The organism is Pseudoalteromonas denitrificans DSM 6059, assembly GCF_900112265.1.
GTDB classification, from domain to species: Bacteria; Pseudomonadota; Gammaproteobacteria; order Enterobacterales; family Alteromonadaceae; genus Pseudoalteromonas; species Pseudoalteromonas denitrificans.
In genome coordinates this window covers 172882-191188 of the sequence record NZ_FOLO01000006.1, presented here as the reverse complement: position 1 = coordinate 191188, position 18307 = coordinate 172882, and the positions used below count along the sequence as shown (strand labels likewise).

Genomic DNA, 18307 nt, shown 5'->3' with positions numbered 1-18307 from the left:
CGATAAAGGTTATATCGGCAAAGAGTTAAATGAAAAACTAAAGGAACTCGATGTAGATTTGATTACAACAGTTCGAAAAAACATGAAGTCGAAAGCCATGTCAGCCTTCGATAGAGCCATGTTATCAAAGAGATACATCATTGAAACTATCAATGACCAGTTGAAAAATATATCTCAAATAGAACATAGCCGCCATCGCAGTGAAACAAGTTTCATGCTCAACTTGATATCTGGAATAGTGGCTTATTGCTTAAAGAAACAGAAGCCGTGTATAAAACTATCAGCAGATGTATTTGGTATGATGCCAGACTAATAAATGGCGATGCTTAACCAGATCTCAGGTTAAATAAAGAAAAAGCTAATAAAAACATCACCCCTGCCGTTATTACATATACAGCCAGAAAACTTCCCTCACCTGATTAAAGTATGGTTTGTTAGCATATGATCAAAATTAGCTAAGTGAGGGGGAATGTAGGAATTGAATATGAAGCATTTAGTACTTATCAGCATTATTTTATCCTCTTGTAACTATGAGGTGCTCGCTCAAGGAAGTAAACACGATTATATTAATGTAAAGTCAGTAAATATCGCTCAAGGCACTCACTTTAGAAAAGAACTCTATTCAAGTTCAATGCAAGGTTGGAATGGTCATCCCGCTGCATACAATCAGATTGCTAGAGTTGGAAGGGTAAACCAGCATAATATTCAGTCTTTCGTAAAAAAGATCAGTGGGGAGTTGTTGGAAAACCTAAAATATGTCTCTGATGAAACGCCATTAGCAGTTTCTAGTTTTGTGATGCTAGATGGTGAGTTAATGGATTCTGATATTGTTGGTCGACAGATTTCAGAGAGTTTTATACATGAGATTTATAAAGCGGGCATTCCGGTTATTGATTTTAAAGTAACAGACTATATGCGAGTGACTCCTGATGGTGATTTTATTTTAAGTCGTGATTTTTTGGAGTTAAAAGATAATTTACCGATTCAATATGTATTAGTAGGTACCTTAGTGAGGCATAGAAGTGGTCATATCGTAAATGTTCGTATTGTTGGAATAAGATCTAAAGCTGTTGTGGCTTCGGCACAAGGATTTATTCCAGAATATATTACAGCTGGGTTAATAGGTGAAAACATTCGCGATGGTGTTAGAGTATTTTAGTGGGGTGATTTATATTGAGATAGTGACTTTGGCGTGAACTTTGCATTTGTTAGGTAAGCTTAACTAGGTGTCAAAATTTAACCTACTCGGACAGTTCATAACTATGATGGTAAAAAAACAATTCACTCACATTATACTCGGAAGCTATTTGGTTGCTTCAACTGGCTGTAGCAGTATAGATAAGTTCAACGAATATAGTGCAACACCTTCAAATTATAGTCAGCAAAAAGAAGGGCAAGGGGTACATTCAAAAACTGTACATTTTTATGCCGCAAAGTTGGTTTCACAACTTTTATCAAGCAACAATTTATCAAAAAGTGCCTACGTAGCAGTCGGAACTTTTATGCCAGCATCTGGAGAGGCTACGTCACAACAAATTGCATTTGGAAATCAGCTGCAAGAAAGTGTCAATACGGTAATGGCACAGGCAGGGTTTAAAATAGAAGATTATAAATTAAGAAATGTGGTTAAAATAAACTCGGATCATGACTTGTTTTTATCAAGAAACTCCGAAGAGCTTAAGACTAACATTAATGCAGAATATCTTCTTGTTGGTACGCTCAATATGCTAGAAAAACAAACTCAAGTTAATGCTAGGCTGGTTGCTATTTCAGATCGAAAGGTTGTTGCAGCAGCAACAACATATATACCTAATAATGTATCTTGGTCAGATGTAAAAGTACAAGTTAGAGATGGTAAATTATTTCGCAAGGAATATTAGGAGGATATATGAAAAATGTAATAATTTCGCTCTTGTTTTTGAGTTTATCTGCTTGTGAGTCTGTTGAAAAGTGGACTCAAATTGATCGCCAACCTGTTAATCAAGCTGTTGTGACTCATGATGAAACGGTTAACCCTTCTAAAGACATGCCCAAAGCGCAATACTTTGATGAAAATGGTAGTTATATCCATGATGAAAAATATAATGCATTAAAACTTTCTTCAGGAGTTAATAAACGGTTTGCTATGGGTAAGCAGCGAAATATTAATCATTATATTCGTGGTATAACCCATGATTTAATAGAAAATTTAACTTACGTTAACGAGCAAACACCACTTGCTATAGCTAGTTTTGTATTAATGGATAAAGAATTAAATAAAGCAGGCATATTGGGAAAACAAATGGCTGAAAGTTTTGCCCATGAAATCTATAAATTTGGTATTCCAGTTATTGATTTCAAAACAACCGATTTTTTAAGGGTTACACCTGAAGGTGATTTTATTTTAAGTCGTGATTTTTTAGAGTTAAAACCCAACTTACCTATGGAATATATATTGCTGGGAACTTTAGTAAAGCATGAATCAGGCTATTTGGTAAACGCACGTATTGTAGGATTACAGTCAAAGGCAATTGTAGCTTCAGCACAAGGCTTTTTACCGGAAGACATCACTCATGCCATACAAGGTAGTGAAAAAAAGTCAAACTTTACATTGGAATAAAAACGATTGAAAAATAGGCTTTCACTGGTTTTTTTAATCTTTCGAAGTGAGAGGTATGCACCTTTACCTACCTCTATTTTACTTGCTTAGTTAAGAGGTTAAAAATTAAATTATTTAAAAATATAAACCAATGAATTTAAAGTTGATTTTAACTATTAAGGTTTTGATATACATCGTAAATATTGTAGTAGATTATTGCAGCGTTATTCTAAGTATAAATCCCACCTATTTCACATGATATCCGAAGAGGTATTTTTAGAAAAGTGTATTAAACTTAATGCACTAATTTTAAATTGGTACCCTGTAAATATCCGTGTTTAAACACTATTAATTAAAGCATTTTACATAGATAAGGTTTGAAATTTAAGGTTAAATTAAGTGGGTTGCTGGTTTTAGTTTTTGACTGACAGTATTTTACTTTGTTCTTTTAATTTTGCAAAAAAGATAAAGTAAATATACCCACTTAAATAGTCTTTATATCGCCATTTCACAATGCGAAACATCATCAATATTAAAGACCTTAATTTCATCTAATTCAAGATATTCAAAATGCCCACCTTGTGTAATTAAGTAACCAGGAATTAAGTCTATAATAGCGCCTTCTTGCTGTCGTTTTGCTTGTCCGCTTACTGATAATAGCACTTTATTTCCATTGGTTTGCAGCTCTAAAACTTTACCAAAAAAGTTTTCTTGATAACTACACACTGTATCATCTATTTTAAGCGGTATTGATTTTACTGGTATATGAGGTAAGGCATTATAATTATCTGTACTCAAAGTGCTAACTTCAACTATATCAGTGTCATTAACACTATCAATGGCAGAATTATTGTTATCATTAAATAATGCTAAAGTGTTATCTATTTGGTTTGATGGTTCAAAATAACCATTTTTTTCAAAAACTTGTCTCGTTAAGTATTCATCAAATTCGGTGAAGTTACTAAAGCTAGGCGGGTCTTGCTTTATTTTATATAATTTGATTTTTAAATCTTCTGCTGAGTAATTTACATTACTTAAGTTATCTTCAATTTCAATTAAATTAGAGTAAAAAGTAAGTAGCTCAGGCTTTAAGTTTTGATAAAAAAAGGTTAGGTGGGAATAATAACCAATCAGTTTATCATATTTAGTTTCATCAATTCGTTCACAATACCAACTACATAAAAACTTGTTTGTAAAATCAGGGTTGAGTAAATCAATACGGTATTCACTTACCGGTTCCGTTAAACTAATATCGTCAAAATAATATTTTTTCCCCCACTGTTCATCCTGCCACTTTAATTCTGCAGTTAATATAAACCCTGCGTCACGGTAAACCTTTGCCGCACTTTGCGCCATTGATTGCCATTGTGTTTGTATTAATTCTAGCTTCAACTCACTATCAAGCGTTGTTTGCCTAGTGTTTTGGCAGCCTTGTAAAAAAAATCCAGTAAAACTTAAAAGTAGGTATGCATTTTGCCTTTTAAACATATCGGGGTTATTCCTAATGTCAGTTATATCGATGATAAGCAAAGGTCATACCGTTATTTTTTGACTATAACTTGTCGTTTTTAATAAATGTAATAGACAAAGGGAAAGTAAATTAGCGATTTAATTTATTTATTTAAAAAATAAACTAAAGATATTTTACTACTGCCGATACATAACTTGAGTAAATTATATAAATGGGATAAACGGAAGCAATAATAACAGTGCTCGTTTATGGAAACATTTTGAATTATTGAGGATTAAAACATGGAAAAAAAACCAATCAATATGAAGCCGCTAGCCATGGTAGGTATGTTGGCGGCTTCATTCTCCGGTATTGCTGCTGATGGTGATAATGTTGGTACTGTAACTTTTAGAACTGCTACAGAAGCAACGGTAGAAGAAGTCAAAGGTTTAAACTTTGGTAACGACTTATCTGTAACATCTGGAACAGAATGTGAATTTGATAAGTTACTTGTAGCAACGGGAGCTAGTGCTGGTGAATACTTAATGGATGCCAGTACAGATGATGGTGCTGACTTTAAATCTACTGGATGTGGAGGCAATGGAAGTAATACTGCGGCGCAGTCTCTAAGCGATATGGCAGATGCAGGAGTGTCACCTGGAATATTTAAACTGAAAGGTGTCGCCAATCAAACGGTTGTTTTTAAAATTCAAGATACCAGTAATGAATTTTTAAAATTTGAACCTGTTGCACGCTATTATGCTGGTAGCTTAGATGAGTTTGTTGAAAATGACCCTATGCCAGGAAAAATTGAAAATATTACAGCGGGTGCAACGACTGATTTACCTTTAGGAACTTTACGTTCAATAGTTCAAGGTCAACCTCATAATTCTGCTGTTGGCACTTTACTTATTGCTGGTAAGTTAACTACGTTACAACGTTTAGAAACTAGTAAAGACTATGAATTAACTTATTCATTAGATGTTACATATAAATAAGGAAGCTGAATGATGAAATTTTTAATTAAGACTATGCCCGCTTTGGCAGTATCAGCTTCGCTTGTATGTGCTTCAAATATTGCAGAAGCGGCTACTGAAGCTGTTCTAAAAGTTAGAACTGTAGAACAGGTAGCAGTAACGCAAAAAAGAACCATACAAATGGGACAAATTGCTGCAGCACCTGGTTATGAATGTACGGTACCGCAAAGAATTGACATTTCTACTCAAGCCGGTACAAATGCAGGTACTTTCACTGTTAATGCAATTACATCTGGTAATTTACCACCAGGTACTAATGCCTGTGGTACGTCAGCTCCGGGTTACTTTTCCTTAAAGGGAGTGCCTTCTCAAAGAGTTAAAGTAAGTTTTTCTGCAGATCCCTCAAATGCATTGGGTACTTTTAAGCCTGAAGGCATTTATAAAGCTGCTGTATATGCAGATGTTGCTGACCCACTTGATTTAACAAACGTGGCAGCTGCAGGATTAGACAACTTAGCGGATGCTCAAGCGGTTTATGATGATATTGCGACCCACTTAGTACAAATTTTTGACACTAAAGAAGTCAATCTTAATAGTACAGGTGATGGACTACTTGCTGTAGGCGGTACATTGAAAATTGATGGTAATGTTGATCCTGATACCGAGTATTCTTTAAATTATATTGTAAATGTTATTTATCAATAATATATAGCAATAAATTATTTAAAAACCCATGTACACATACATGGGTTTTTATTTCAAATTATTTCATTACTTTAGTACGTTCGTACTTAAAATAACCCTAAATCAATCGTTAAATCACGTCATTATAGTGCTTGTTTTTTGTGGCACACTATTTGCTTTTATGATTGTACTTTTTAGGAGAGTATTATGAATAAAATCGCAAAATCAATTTTTTTATTGGCCCCTTTATTAGCCTCTGCAAGTTTTAGTCAAATGGCTTTAGCTGGCGCAGCATCAATCACTTTTGATAAATACCGTATTGTATTAGATAAAAACTCACAATCCGCAGAATTAACATTGAGAAATTCAGAAGGAAAAAATGCAGAGTGTTTATTAGATTTAAGTCATTATAACTTTTCTCAATCAAATGAGCTGTTAGAAGTGGCAAGTGTTAAATCAACTTATATGCCTGCCAAAAAATTATTACGTTATTCACCTCGCTCAGTATCTATACCGTCACAAAGTTCTCAAAGAGTTAAAATAAGTTATCGCCGTCGTGCAAATTTAACTCCTGGGGAATATATCAGTTTTTTTAGAATTTCATGTAGCGAAAAAAATGAAAATTTAGTTAAAGGTAAACCTAATATAGGTGCAAAGGTAAATTACAACTTACCTGTACATGTTCGAATAGGTGATGCAGCAGCTTCAACCGCATTTGAAGTAACATCTATCACACCTTTTGCCGAAGGTTATAAGTTAGCGTTAAAGCAAACTCGTAAAGGGAATCGCTCACTTGTTGGTGGATTGAAACTAATTGACCAAGGCTCGGGAGAAGTTATCAAACATATCCGAAACTTTAGTTTATATCGCCCAGCTGAAGTGGAAAATCATGTATTTATATTAGATGAAAAACCAAGTGGCAATGTTTTGGTGGAGTTTTCAGAAAAAAGCAATGTATTCAACCGAGTAACTCAAAAAATTGAAATTAAAAATGCTCTTTTTTGAAAACCTTTAAGTCCGTAGTATTAAGGTCAATTAATTTTGGCCTAAAGCATTATTTTTTAAAACTTTTAATAATTTATAAAATAAAACTCTTGCATTTAAGTTGCTGATTTGTATTGGTTTAACTTGGCTTGGATTTTGCTCTTATCTAGTTATTATTCATCTTCGGAGTAGCAGCCAAATGTTTGACAGGATGTTGCCTAAGCTAAAAGCTTATATCAATTTAAGTTCTATCTTTTTATGTTTTTGTTTTGCTATTAGTAGTGCTCATGCACAAACTTTTTCAAAGTTAACTTTAAATGAAGACGAGTATATTCTTGTAGATGTTGTACTACGAGATTGGACTTTATTAACTGATATTGAAATTTATCAATTAGATAATAACTTATATGTACCATATCTCACTGTAATAGAGGCGTTAGAGTTAAAGCATAACTCTCGTTTAGACAGCAATTACTTTCAAGTAACAGTTGGTGATAATAGTAACTGGTTAGATTTGATTAAAAACCAAACAAACTTAAGGTTTGCAAGTGGTGAGTCTTTAACGTGGGCCAGTAATGAGTACGATAGACTACTAAGTTTAGATATGTTTTCTGCCTTATTAGATTCCTCTATTGTTTATGATAGCAGTCAATTAAGAGTTGTTATTACACCCCGAGAGCAAGGTTATTTGTTTCCAGTTGAAAAACGAATGAATCGAAGCCAAGAAGAAAAGCGAATAAGAAGAACGACAATTAACCAAGAAGAGTTTAGATATTTTTCGAGTGAAGAAGTTTTAGTTGATCATTATCATTTCATAACGCCTCCAACAGGTAGTGTGAATCTTGCAGTATATGATGGTAAAAATCAAAACCTTAATTATTCTGTTGGAGCAAGTTTGAGTGGCGATTTTTTATATCACTCTGCTATTTTAAATTTAAGTAAGGGTAAAAATTCAGATTTACTTGGATATTTACGTTTTAGTGGTGCGCCAACATCTCCGTATGAATTACTTCCTTTAGGTATTACACGATATGACTTTGGTGATGTGAGTGCTTCTAATACAGGAGGAAGTGCTGGCGGCAGTGGTGTAGGTTTTACTTTTCGCAGCGACGAAAAAGACTTTAGCCGAGACTTTGGCTCTACTGTAATTGAGGGGTTGTCAGTGCCTGGTTGGGAGGCTGAACTTTATATTGATGGTTACTTCATTGCACAGCAAAAAGTCTCTGATCAAGGGATTTATAAATTTGAAAATATAAACACAGAATATGGTGTTAATACTTTTATAGTGAAATTATATGGCCCTCATGGTGAAGAAGAGGAAAGAATTGAAACGCTTAATATCTCTGGAAATTGGTTAAAGCCAGGGAAGAGTCGCTTTAAAGGAAGTGTACTTGAATCAAACTCTAGATTATTACATGGTGCTTTAGATGGTGGATACTCACCAGATAAATTAAATTATGGTTGGGATTATGGTATTAGCGATAAATATCAAACGGGTTTAACTCTCTCAGCTCAAAAGGATGATGATGGCTCTTATCAAAAAGAATTAAATATTAACTTACAAGCTGCATTTAAAGACTTATTGATTAAAAATGAACTTTTATTTGAAGATGGTGGTGATATTCGTGCCAATATTAATGGTCAAGGATTAATTTCGAAGCGTCATACCTATAGCTTTAGGTATAACTATAGTCAAATTAATACTGATAATGGGCAAGAGCAGAATAAGTTTAATACTCATGGTCTTTCTTTTAATCTAAGTGGTTGGAATAAGTTTATCATTCCATTAAATTATAGCTTTGGTGCTAATTTTGTAAGTTCAAAAGAGAAAACCGAGCTTACAAGGGTAAATTCTCGATTATCTTGGGCAATAGGAGGTGTTAATTTATATAATAATTTAACGTATATTCCCCAAGATGAGGATAGTTATTATCGAGGTAATTTAGGTTGGTCAACAAAACTTTATGATAGCCGTATTAGCATGGAAACAAGTTACATTCATAAAGATAATACGGAATTAGATACGGCTAGGATTAGTTTCTATACAGATTTTGATAATGGTTATAGCTTAAATGGACGTGCTGAGTATTATAATGAACTCGAGCAAAATGGTATCTCAACTGTAATCAATGAAGACCGTTGGAACTTATCTACATCTGTTTCTAAAGCATTTGATAACTTTCAAGTTTCAGGTGTATTTCAACATGACTCAACAAATAACTGGTCAATTGGTTTAGGTATTAATTTTGCTCTTGGCTATGATCATGTGAACAATCAATTTAAAGTATCTAATGGCGGTATATATGGTGGTGCCACATTAGATTTAACTGCTTACCTAGATCGTAATTCAAATAATATATTAGATGAAAATGATTTAGCTTTACCAGGAGTTGAATTTGGTCCTTATAATAACTGGAGAGAATATAAAACAGGTAAAACTGGCCGTGTTGTATTACAAGGGGTACCAACAAATTCAACCGTAGGTTTTTCAGGTGCATGGAAGGAAGGCGTTTTACCTAGTGTATCAAGTTATAGTTTATACACTCACAGTGGTGGATATATTAAAGCGAATATACCATTCACAATTAAAACGGATGTTGTTGGTTACTTATTTATGGCAATTGAAGAGAGTGAGCAAGCAGTTAAAGAAGCTCAAATAGAACTTGTAGACCCTAACGGTAAATTGATCGCTTCAACAGTAACAAGCCATGATGGTTATTATGAATTTAATGAAGTTAACTCAGGTGATTATCATATTCGTGTAAACCAAGACTTTTTAGCTCTTCGTGGATTAAAAAGTCAGCCAGGTGTTTATCATTTAGCAACACCACCACAAGGCGGATTTGTTGAAATACAAGCATTGACTTTATACCCTAAGAATAAGGTGGTATATGTTGATGAGGTTAAAGATGTTGAATTTAATGATGAGAATTACGATCCGGCGATAGGCAAAGTACAAGCAGGTAAAGGCGTTTATATTAAGACAGAAAAGAAACGCTTTAAAAATGTTAAATCAAATATTAAGCCTGTAATACTGAAGTCAGCAAGTATAATTAAGCCAAAACTGGCAAGTATTAAAAAAATAGAAAAAGTGTTAGTTACGGCAAGTCCAGAGTTAATTATTGAAAACACTTCTAAAGTAAAAGCTAAGCAGCCAGAACCTGAAATTGTATCTCCTAAGAAAGTTGAACCTTCAGGTTGGGTATTACAATTTGGTTCTTATAAAAAATCAGATAATGCAAAATCTGATTTAGCTGCTTTGAGTGTGAAATTACCAGAGGAAGAATTATCTATTGTTGAGCATCAAGGGCTATTTAAGGTTGTATTAGCTGGATTTTCTTCATTTTCGGAGGCTAGTGCTAAAGGGAATCATTTACAAATAAAGAAAGAAATACCATCCTTTCCGGTAAGAATAAAGAAACCAAATAGCGTTCATTCTGAGAATGAATTTCAGAGTAAGGTTTTACCTAAGTTCACTATACAACTTGCAGCAGTAAAAGATTCAAAACTTGCTAGTGGTGTAATTAAAGAGCTTCCTCAAGAATATCAATATTATACAGCTAAGCATAATGATAATAACTTAGTATTGTTAGAGCTATTTGAAAATAGAGATGAAGCTATTACTCTATTAGGTAAACTTCAAGAGAATGATAAAATAAAAGGCTGGGTGAGAAGTTTGTCTGACGTTAATAATATTAAAACTTTTACAAAAATATAAACTTATAAGGTGGTGTCTAAAATGAATAAAGGTGACTTTATAAATAGAATGCTTTGTTTAGTTGCAATACTTGGTTCGTTAAATACAAATGCAGCAAATAAAGAAATAATGTTACAAAAAATCAAAAATCTAGACTTTGATACTGTTCTTCCTAAAACCGGGAGCTGTTATTACGATAGCCAAAAAAATAATACGATACGTAACACTAAAGATTCTACGTGTTCGAGTTATTCAGGTAGTAATGGTAAATTTAAGTTAACAGCAGAACCATTTCAAATTGTCGAAATAGAATTTAAATCTAAAAAAAGTCCTGATGGTCAAGTGATATTCCAACCTGAAGGAGTCGCAAAGATTGAGTTGGATGAGTTTGCAATTTATACAAATACTCCAACAAAGCTTAAGTTAGGTCCTTCAGGTGTTATCGATATTGTAATGGGAGGGAAACTGATATTTATAAACGAATTGAGTCACGGTTTAAACTATAGTTTAGACTATGATATTAATTATAAATATAGTCATAATTAATGGCAAAACTGTTATATTTATAGTAGAAAACTCTATTGAACTTACATCAATAGAGTTTTTTACTTATGCACCCTTAAATGATTATATCTAGTATGAGAAGGCTGTGTCGTGGTACACAAGGAAGTCCAGTCAAGCAATCGTGCTTATTTGTAATCTAAATAATGTTTTTGTTTTTTTGTGAGTAACTGCCTTGGTTCTTTATAAACTTATTAATTAATATAAATGTTATTATCTCTGTTTTATTATTAATAAATAGATCGAGATAAGAGAAAGTGATTTATCTAGCGATAAAAAATGCAGAGAAGAAGTGGACTATGCCCATTAGAAATTGGAAAACGGCCTTGAATCGATTTATGATTGAATTCAAAGACCGTTTAAAAGACTTTATATAAAACTGGCAGTTACACAGAGTTATTTATACAGGGTCCTGAACTAATACAACTAATAGCCATTCAAAATCATTTTTGGTATCAACTTACTTGAAGATGCTAATATTTGATTGTTTTTTAAGCCAACTATTCTTGCGTTGACTAAAATACCATTGTGACGTTTCAGCAAAGTTCCTGACATAACATAACCAATTTTTTGTAAACTTTTAACTTGGTGAGGATTGCGAGAAAGTACAAAATCACCATCTTGTGTGAGCATTATTTCACCTGTAACTCTGTGCTCAACTAATGGAAAGTTGGCTTTCATTAACTCTGCTATAAATGATTCTGATAATTCTAAACCTAGCTGGTTAGTTATACTGAGATCTGTATCTAATTCAACAAATGATGCAACTGCAATTGGTTCGTTAATATAATAACGGCTTAAGCTATATTGCATATCCATAACCATTTGTTCAATATACTCTTCAAGCTTCTTATGATGTTTAATACTGTAGCTAGGCTGGGTTCCTGAATTATTACTTTCTGGAGATGCGTATATTTTTTTTCGTTTTATAGTATTAGCTTCTAGCGCTTGATCACTTCCACATTTATGATAAACGCCTTTTGGTGTTAAGCATAAACGAGTTGTTTCTGGTAACTCTAGCCCTGAATTGAAATTGCTACAACCTGATAAAATTAATAACAAGAAAGGTGTAATTAATTTTTGCATTTAGAATATCCTGTAACCAAAATTGGTATGTTAAAGTCAGTTGTAGTAATTTCAAAGCAAATAGTGGGCCATAAACTAGTAGAGTATAAATGAACAATAACTAATATATGATATTAATAGTGTATTCTGCGTAATCATTATGGTGAAAAACTTTTGACACTGCATTAATTGTAAGTTTACCACCTATATACAAGGTTGCTTCACCTGTATTTGAAAACTGTGTTACTATTTTTTTTATGTTTGTTTTTTGAATTTTTTTGTCTGTTATGCCGTATGGCTCAAACTTCCACCCTTTAGTTAATGCGTTTTTGAGTTGAATTTTGACTCTTGCTTTTGCTAATCCTTTAAGAGTGAAAATTCCAGGTCTTGCTAAATTATCAGCTGAACAAGAATTCAAATTTGTTTTTGTAGATTTTGAGTGCGTTCTTTTTTTATGAGTGGTTATTTGTATAATACATTTACCATTTAACTTTTTTTCTATACTACCAAAGCTTAAGCTTTGTAGCTCGGTTGTTCCTATTTTTTCTGTTGTTCTTACTCGGAGAGTGCCTGTAATTGATGTTGCCAAGCAGTGAAAACTTAAAAAAAATAATAGGGTAATAATAAAAGGTATAATTTGAATTTTACACATAAAAAACCTTTAATCGAATATATAAAACTTGAAATGGTTAATTTCATTTTTAAAAGGTCTTCCTTGGTATTAAGTTATATATTTAGAGAATACTGAATTAATCAATGACTTGGTCGTAAGTGTATATACTTGAGGTAAATGGTCATTTTATAGGAAGTTAATATGATTAATGTTATTAAATTTTCTTGAGTGAAATGAGAGTTTTGAATAATAAAATTTAGATTTACAAATTTCATAGATCACCTTAGCAAGTTAAAAGACAAATTATTTTATTTGCCATATGCTTTATAGGTTAAATTTTAGTCTAATTTTAAAGGTTGTGTACTCTAATAAATTGAACTTTATTCACTTTAAAAGTAATTTAAATAAAATTGCTTACTTTTATAATCCGGATAACCTCATGGTTATTCTGTTTCAATGAGGTTTGAGGGGAGGGGGAGTACTTTCTATTCTTATTCGACAGTATAGAATTCCTGATATAAACTTTTATGTAATATTAGGACAATAACTTAGATAAAATTTATTTGTTAATGTCTATTTTTATTTTGGTGCTTAAAGGAATGATAATTGGCTTAAAATTTCTTTAAGGAATAAATTATTAGGAGTTCTTTAAATGAAAAACTCTAAACTATATTCAATCTCTTCATTATTTATTTTATTAATAGTGCAAGGTTGCACTAGTTTTAATACTAAAAATGACAAGTCTGATCTAAATATAACAAATAGGTCTGACAATGAGTTAATGACCAAAGATGAAACACAGATTGAAATATATAATTCTTCACAAGACACTCACCATAAAAATATAAAAAAAGATTCCAAAAATGAGCTGGTTAGTGAGATTGAGCGTGAAATACAGCACCTGACTATGGACTTAGTTGCTAAATTAAAAAAGCTGAACGTGAATCAATCTATAGTCGTAATGCCTGTCAGCTTGTCTAGCCAAATGCCATCTTCATTTTCAGAAGCAAGAGAGCATATTGCATCTTTATTTATTAATGAGTTATTTGAATTTGGTTTTCCTGTTGCTGTTTATCAGAAAGAACAAAAGATTTCCGATTTAACTTTAGAGTCCCATATAAGCCTCTATCAAGGGCGGTATATTATTAATAGTTATATTAAAAGTACGGCTTCAGGATATATTCAGTCAACAGCAAAGGCGACTTTATCTACAAATTTACTTGAGCAGTTGGAAGATGGTGTTAAGGTACTTAGATAGTATTGTTAAACTTAAGGTTCATTAAATTCAATATTATATTGTAAAGTTATAGATGAGGATGAGTTTTGTACTTTTGTTAGTGTTAAAGTACCACCAACATATATGTCTAGAATGCCATCACTGCCTATTCGGATCCAAGTTTCAGCTTCTGAAATGGGGGCCGATACATCGTCGCCAAGGTTGTTTTTTAAGCGACCTTTAGGGGCGAAAAATACACCTCCTGAAATATCATCAACTTTATGCAATATAATTTTTAACATCAAATTAGCATCACCAAATATTTTATAGTGACCTAAAGTGTGAGAGTCAATGCAAATTGTTTGTGGGCTCGTCATTGTTTCTGTGAAAGGGTCTAATTCACAAGAACCAATCCTAGGTATAGTTTGCCCAAAAGAAATTGTTTTTTGTTGTTGGATATACTCTTCTAGTGCCAGTGCAGGGATTGGGTAGAATAATACTGAGCTTAAAAAAGAAATTACCTTAATTTTTAAATTAACATTTATTTTTAACAATGAAATTACCTCTTGCATGTTATTAAAGCTGAACTATGAAACCTATACCTTTGATTGATTCTGGTAAGTTTTCCATTTGAGTTTGGGCTTCTATTCTATCTGAGTATTGGCCAATGTAGACTTTGCAAAAGTCATTTTCATGCCTGTTAAATGTGTTTCTTAGTTTTAGTAAAGTGAGTTCATTTATTTTTTCAATGCAATAGTTTACTTTTGAATAAGCACCAACTTGAATGCTAAAAAGATTGTTGTTTAGAGTCTTAATTTCATTTGGCATAAGTTGTGATTTAACTGCTATTTTTATAGGTTTCATTTGTATGGCGGGTATTAGAGCTTTGTTATCTGAGTGATGAATGGGCGCATCTATTTTAGTATTAATTATAGTTGTAAGTTTCGCTTTGGTTTCGATAGCAAGCTCATTTATTGCATCTGTGGTGTTTGTTTTGATAGGAGTGAGGGTGAAATCAGTTGCAGTATAATATTCAACAGCCCCGTTTAACTCTAAATGAATTTGTTTGGGTGCTGATTTTAGTCCTTTATTTTTCAAATACTTAGGGTCTATTTGTAATGTGTATTCACCAGGCCACATTTTACTAAAGTAATATTCATTATCTAAATCTGCGGTTACCTGTTGGATCAACTTGTTATGTGTATTTAATATTTGCATAGGAATAAACTTGGCACTTGCTGATGCCTCTGCAATTTCTATCTTTCCTTCGACTTCAGTTGCATAATTAAAAGGTATATCTAAGCTAATAACCCCTCCTGGGTGAGTATAAAACCTAAAATTTTCATGGATCGCTTTAAGTTGGGGTGAGTGAGTATTATCTGTTTCAAAATAAACCTTTACTGGAGAATTTGCAGAAGTACCAGGTAAATAAGCTGTACCAAATTTGTTTGTTTGTATGTTTTTCCAATATGGATATGAACCAAATTCAACACTAACAAGAGCATCATCATATTCGTCGTATAAAGCATTTTTGTTATTATCTATAAAAGTAAATAAATCTAAGGTTCCTGTGGCGGGAGAGTAAGTGTTTTTTAAATTGAATATTTGATTATGATAATCATAATCTAATGCAAAATTGACACCTAAGCTTATTTGCCAGCGGCTATCATCTGAATAATTAGTTCCTAAAATTAAGTTGTAATCATCACGACGCCAACTTAAAAAATTTGAAATTCGATATTTATCATCTGATTGATAATTAATGGACATATTTGTATTGAGTCTGTTTGAGATACGCCAATTTAAAGTACTATTAATTGATTTGAACTTTCCTCCTGAGCGGTTATTACTAAAATCAAACTTTCCAGAAGCCCTAAAATTCAAGTTTTTAGTAATTGGGATAGATGCCGAAATCTGATCAACTACTGAGGTATTTCCGATATCATTATTTTTAGTTTGAGACCAATTAACTGCATTACTAAAGCTCACTTTCTTATAACGCCAAGAGATTCGTCCTGTGAGGTGGTTTTGTTTTGAGTCAAAGCTAGTTTCATTTTGAAGTTGTGATGATGCATTGGTTGAACCGCTAATACCATAACCTAAAGATCCAATTCTGCCATTTAAACTACCGCTAAATCCTAACTTATCTGGAATTTTTTCGTTAGTACCTAAAACTTGGTAATTATCGGAATAGCTCATGCCCAGTTGATAATGCGTCCAGCGACCAATAGCCCCAGTTAAGTTACTATCTAAATTATAACTATGTGCTTCTTGTACTTTCAGGTTTAGGTTGAGTAGTGCGCTGGGTAGCTGCCGGGTAACGGATACGATAGCTTCTTCGGCACTATTATTATTTTCTAAATCTTTTTCAAGGAATAAGGAAAGACCTAGGCTTGTTTTGTTGTTAAGTCCATATTCACCTTGAATAAATCCTGCTGGAGCAAAATCAATATCATTGTTGAGAACGTTATTGCTATTTAGTAGACTATGATTTGTATCAAAAACACCGCCTTTGTACTTGATTTCTCCTGGTTTAAGTAAGTTTTGGCCAACTAATACATCTCTTACTATTGTCTGTTGCTCGCCAAAAGAACCATAGGTTTTAATTTCAAAACGATTGCTACCATAATTTGTTTCAACATCTTTAAATACAATGCGACCATTTTCATCAACAACGCCCGTATCGATTAAAAAACCATTTTGATATAACTCAGCTTGCCAATTAGCAGTTGCATATTCATCAAGTGTAATTTTTCCAAAACTATTATCGTAGCGTTCTTTAAAACTGGTAAATACTAAGCCTACACCTGTGTAACTGCTGCCTGAGCGTGTATTAGAAGCAGAAACATCACCAAATGAATAACGGTTAATATTAGCAATTAGTTTCTCTGTAGGGTTAAGTTTACTGCGAGAAAGAGTTAAGCGTTTTTTTAATGATCCTGTATTGGTTTGTGCAATGCTAATATTGGCTGAATGAAAAAGTATGTCGTTAAAAGTATTTAAATTTACATTATAGTTATCGTCCGTATCACTAGCTGTGACAGCAAAGCTGATATTACCGCTGGGTGGTGTAAATGCTCTATATTGATCATTGATAATAAAACTATAACCAAGATCTGTCATTTTTGTCGGTTTAAATACTTCTCTTTGGGCTCGAGCTATTCTGCTTTGCAATGGGAATGGCTGAGTTTTTGGGGCCAACAATACGGTGAGATTTGGGTTATCAACGGTTATGTCAGCGTCTATTAAATATCCTAAGGTTTGGGTATCAATAAATAGTTGGTTATCACTTATCAGTATTGATACATTCCAATTAATTTCATTAGATTGCTCTTGCAGAGATAGAGTTATTTCCTTCCCGTTAAGTTGTCCCTTAAAGCTTTTATCTCTTTTATCATAATTTAAATTAATTTCTAATGCTGATATTGAGGCATTAAATGGTAATAGCAAAACGTTATTATGAATATAAATATCTGAGCTATTAAATAACATTAAGCCATCATCTAATATTAAGTCATAAATTTCATAGTTTAAAGGAGACTCTTCCAACCAAATAGTTTTAGCTAAAAGGCGTTCTGAAAAGATTAAAATAAATATTAAGAATAAATTTAATTTAATTATATTTATCATTAGACTATCTACTGGTTTAATTCAAAGCTGGTTGTTAAGTCACCACCAAAACGGTTTTGCTCTTCAAACTTAATGGTGAGTTTTCCTTTGGGAGGCCTTTTTAAAGTGATACTGATGGGGATATCGGTTGTTTGTTGATAATGAGACAGTCCTTTTAATATGCCTATTTCATCTCCTGTTTCGTCTAGTATACTAATATCGCCGTATAAAGAGCGTTGACCTATGCGATTTAATACAAGTTCAATTATCTGATACTTTTCTTTTTTAACAAGTTTTGCCTTCGTAATTTTAACTATTGCATCAAGCTTTCCTTTTCTGACAACTACGGGAATATGGAAAACAAAATTAGGGATTAAATTAAGTCCATTAATTAGTTTAGGTTCAGCATTTTTACACTCTAGGTTGAAGTAGCTCACCCATTCACCATCAATTTGTTGTTTTAAACCTCGGGCTAGTATTTTTACTTTTTGGCTTGCTCTTGGTGGAATATACACGTTTTTAGGGGAAGCTCTTAACATACCTGAAGCACTGGTATTTAATTTAGAACCTTTTTTAGCCAAAGTGAGCTTTCCTGTATCTGATATTAAATAATCAACAAAATTAATTTTGCAGGCAGCTTTGCTACTACCTTGATTAAAAATACGATAATTGTGGTAAGGGTTATCTTCGGTGAGTAAAACTCGATATTCAATAAAGTGAATGTTAGGTTGAGAAAATAAAGGCAAGGAAATAAAAAATAATATACTGGTAAAATAGCAAGTTTTGTTACAAGTAAAGAGTGTAGACATATAGTATTCCTTTAATGATTCGGGAAAAATTACTTTATGTTATAGCTGCTTAAAGTTAGTTGTT

General features: G+C 32.7%; 16 protein-coding genes. 10 read left to right on the top strand and 6 right to left on the bottom strand.

The annotated features are described in order from the left end of the window. The 4 genes from BM088_RS06450 to BM088_RS06435 all read left to right on the top strand — a co-directional run. On the top strand, positions 1–313 hold a 313-nt coding region (locus tag BM088_RS06450), incomplete at its 5' end, for a transposase (protein WP_143085041.1). A 171-nt stretch (positions 314–484) separates the two neighbouring features. Then, on the top strand, positions 485–1159 hold the full coding sequence (locus tag BM088_RS06445; protein WP_091981879.1) for a FlgO family outer membrane protein: 675 nt from the start codon (positions 485–487) through the stop codon (positions 1157–1159). Between the two features lie 103 nt (positions 1160–1262). Further along, the gene (locus BM088_RS06440; protein WP_091981875.1) at positions 1263–1880 is read left to right on the top strand and encodes a FlgO family outer membrane protein; all 618 of its coding nucleotides are present in this window, start codon (positions 1263–1265) and stop codon (positions 1878–1880) included. An 8-nt stretch (positions 1881–1888) separates the two neighbouring features. Next, the gene (locus BM088_RS06435) at positions 1889–2599 is read left to right on the top strand and encodes a FlgO family outer membrane protein (protein WP_091981871.1); all 711 of its coding nucleotides are present in this window, start codon (positions 1889–1891) and stop codon (positions 2597–2599) included. Between the two features lie 474 nt (positions 2600–3073). Here the strand turns inward: BM088_RS06435 and BM088_RS06430 are convergent, their stop codons facing one another. After that, positions 3074–4066, bottom strand: a complete 993-nt coding sequence (locus BM088_RS06430; RefSeq protein WP_091981868.1) for a hypothetical protein — start codon at positions 4064–4066, stop codon at positions 3074–3076. A gap of 264 nt (positions 4067–4330) precedes the next feature. On the opposite strand from BM088_RS06430, the gene BM088_RS06425 reads away from it, so the two are divergent. The 5 genes from BM088_RS06425 (at position 4331) to BM088_RS06405 (ending at position 10916) form a co-directional block, all read left to right on the top strand. Beyond that, positions 4331–5026 (top strand): hypothetical protein, encoded by a 696-nt coding sequence (locus BM088_RS06425; protein ID WP_091981863.1) that lies wholly within the window; start codon positions 4331–4333, stop codon positions 5024–5026. A gap of 9 nt (positions 5027–5035) precedes the next feature. After that, positions 5036–5710: a hypothetical protein gene (locus BM088_RS06420; protein WP_091981859.1), complete on the top strand. Its 675-nt coding sequence runs from the start codon at positions 5036–5038 to the stop codon at positions 5708–5710. Positions 5711–5896: 186 nt separating this feature from the next. Then, positions 5897–6694, top strand: a complete 798-nt coding sequence (locus BM088_RS06415) for a fimbrial biogenesis chaperone (protein ID WP_091981856.1) — start codon at positions 5897–5899, stop codon at positions 6692–6694. Positions 6695–6872: 178 nt separating this feature from the next. Beyond that, positions 6873–10391: an SPOR domain-containing protein gene (locus tag BM088_RS06410; protein WP_091981852.1), complete on the top strand. Its 3519-nt coding sequence runs from the start codon at positions 6873–6875 to the stop codon at positions 10389–10391. Between the two features lie 21 nt (positions 10392–10412). Continuing rightward, on the top strand, positions 10413–10916 hold the full coding sequence (locus BM088_RS06405; protein WP_091981848.1) for a hypothetical protein: 504 nt from the start codon (positions 10413–10415) through the stop codon (positions 10914–10916). A 441-nt stretch (positions 10917–11357) separates the two neighbouring features. Here BM088_RS06405 and BM088_RS06400 read toward each other — a convergent pair whose 3' ends face one another. Then, positions 11358–12017 (bottom strand): FlgO family outer membrane protein, encoded by a 660-nt coding sequence (locus BM088_RS06400; RefSeq protein WP_091981845.1) that lies wholly within the window; start codon positions 12015–12017, stop codon positions 11358–11360. A gap of 100 nt (positions 12018–12117) precedes the next feature. Continuing rightward, positions 12118–12585, bottom strand: coding sequence for a DUF4402 domain-containing protein (locus BM088_RS06395; protein WP_177207968.1), 468 nt, complete (start codon positions 12583–12585; stop codon positions 12118–12120). A 676-nt stretch (positions 12586–13261) separates the two neighbouring features. On the opposite strand from BM088_RS06395, the gene BM088_RS06390 reads away from it, so the two are divergent. Then, positions 13262–13867: a hypothetical protein gene (locus BM088_RS06390; RefSeq protein WP_091981835.1), complete on the top strand. Its 606-nt coding sequence runs from the start codon at positions 13262–13264 to the stop codon at positions 13865–13867. 11 nt (positions 13868–13878) lie between these two features. Here the strand turns inward: BM088_RS06390 and BM088_RS06385 are convergent, their stop codons facing one another. From BM088_RS06385 to BM088_RS06375, 3 genes are read right to left on the bottom strand one after another with little or no spacing between them, the layout of a single operon-like run. Beyond that, on the bottom strand, positions 13879–14379 hold the full coding sequence (locus BM088_RS06385; protein WP_143085040.1) for a hypothetical protein: 501 nt from the start codon (positions 14377–14379) through the stop codon (positions 13879–13881). 22 nt (positions 14380–14401) lie between these two features. Continuing rightward, positions 14402–17455: a fimbria/pilus outer membrane usher protein gene (locus tag BM088_RS06380; RefSeq protein WP_091981827.1), complete on the bottom strand. Its 3054-nt coding sequence runs from the start codon at positions 17453–17455 to the stop codon at positions 14402–14404. An 8-nt stretch (positions 17456–17463) separates the two neighbouring features. Beyond that, positions 17464–18243 carry a hypothetical protein gene (locus tag BM088_RS06375; RefSeq protein WP_091981823.1) on the bottom strand — a complete coding sequence of 260 codons (780 nt, stop codon included), beginning with the start codon at positions 18241–18243 and terminating at the stop codon, positions 17464–17466. Between the last annotated feature and the right edge of the window lie 64 nt (positions 18244–18307).

What these genes read in the sequence shown, in the direction of transcription:
- BM088_RS06445 (WP_091981879.1), top strand. Translation starts at nt 485, where the DNA reads ATGAAGCATTTAGTACTTATCAGCATTATTTTATCCTCTTGTAACTAT.
- BM088_RS06440 (WP_091981875.1), top strand. Translation starts at nt 1,263, where the DNA reads ATGATGGTAAAAAAACAATTCACTCACATTATACTCGGAAGCTATTTG.
- BM088_RS06435 (WP_091981871.1), top strand. Translation starts at nt 1,889, where the DNA reads ATGAAAAATGTAATAATTTCGCTCTTGTTTTTGAGTTTATCTGCTTGT.
- BM088_RS06430 (WP_091981868.1), bottom strand. Translation starts at nt 4,066, where the DNA reads ATGTTTAAAAGGCAAAATGCATACCTACTTTTAAGTTTTACTGGATTT.
- BM088_RS06425 (WP_091981863.1), top strand. Translation starts at nt 4,331, where the DNA reads ATGGAAAAAAAACCAATCAATATGAAGCCGCTAGCCATGGTAGGTATG.
- BM088_RS06420 (WP_091981859.1), top strand. Translation starts at nt 5,036, where the DNA reads ATGATGAAATTTTTAATTAAGACTATGCCCGCTTTGGCAGTATCAGCT.
- BM088_RS06415 (WP_091981856.1), top strand. Translation starts at nt 5,897, where the DNA reads ATGAATAAAATCGCAAAATCAATTTTTTTATTGGCCCCTTTATTAGCC.
- BM088_RS06410 (WP_091981852.1), top strand. Translation starts at nt 6,873, where the DNA reads ATGTTTGACAGGATGTTGCCTAAGCTAAAAGCTTATATCAATTTAAGT.
- BM088_RS06405 (WP_091981848.1), top strand. Translation starts at nt 10,413, where the DNA reads ATGAATAAAGGTGACTTTATAAATAGAATGCTTTGTTTAGTTGCAATA.
- BM088_RS06400 (WP_091981845.1), bottom strand. Translation starts at nt 12,017, where the DNA reads ATGCAAAAATTAATTACACCTTTCTTGTTATTAATTTTATCAGGTTGT.
- BM088_RS06390 (WP_091981835.1), top strand. Translation starts at nt 13,262, where the DNA reads ATGAAAAACTCTAAACTATATTCAATCTCTTCATTATTTATTTTATTA.
- BM088_RS06380 (WP_091981827.1), bottom strand. Translation starts at nt 17,455, where the DNA reads ATGATAAATATAATTAAATTAAATTTATTCTTAATATTTATTTTAATC.
- BM088_RS06375 (WP_091981823.1), bottom strand. Translation starts at nt 18,243, where the DNA reads ATGTCTACACTCTTTACTTGTAACAAAACTTGCTATTTTACCAGTATA.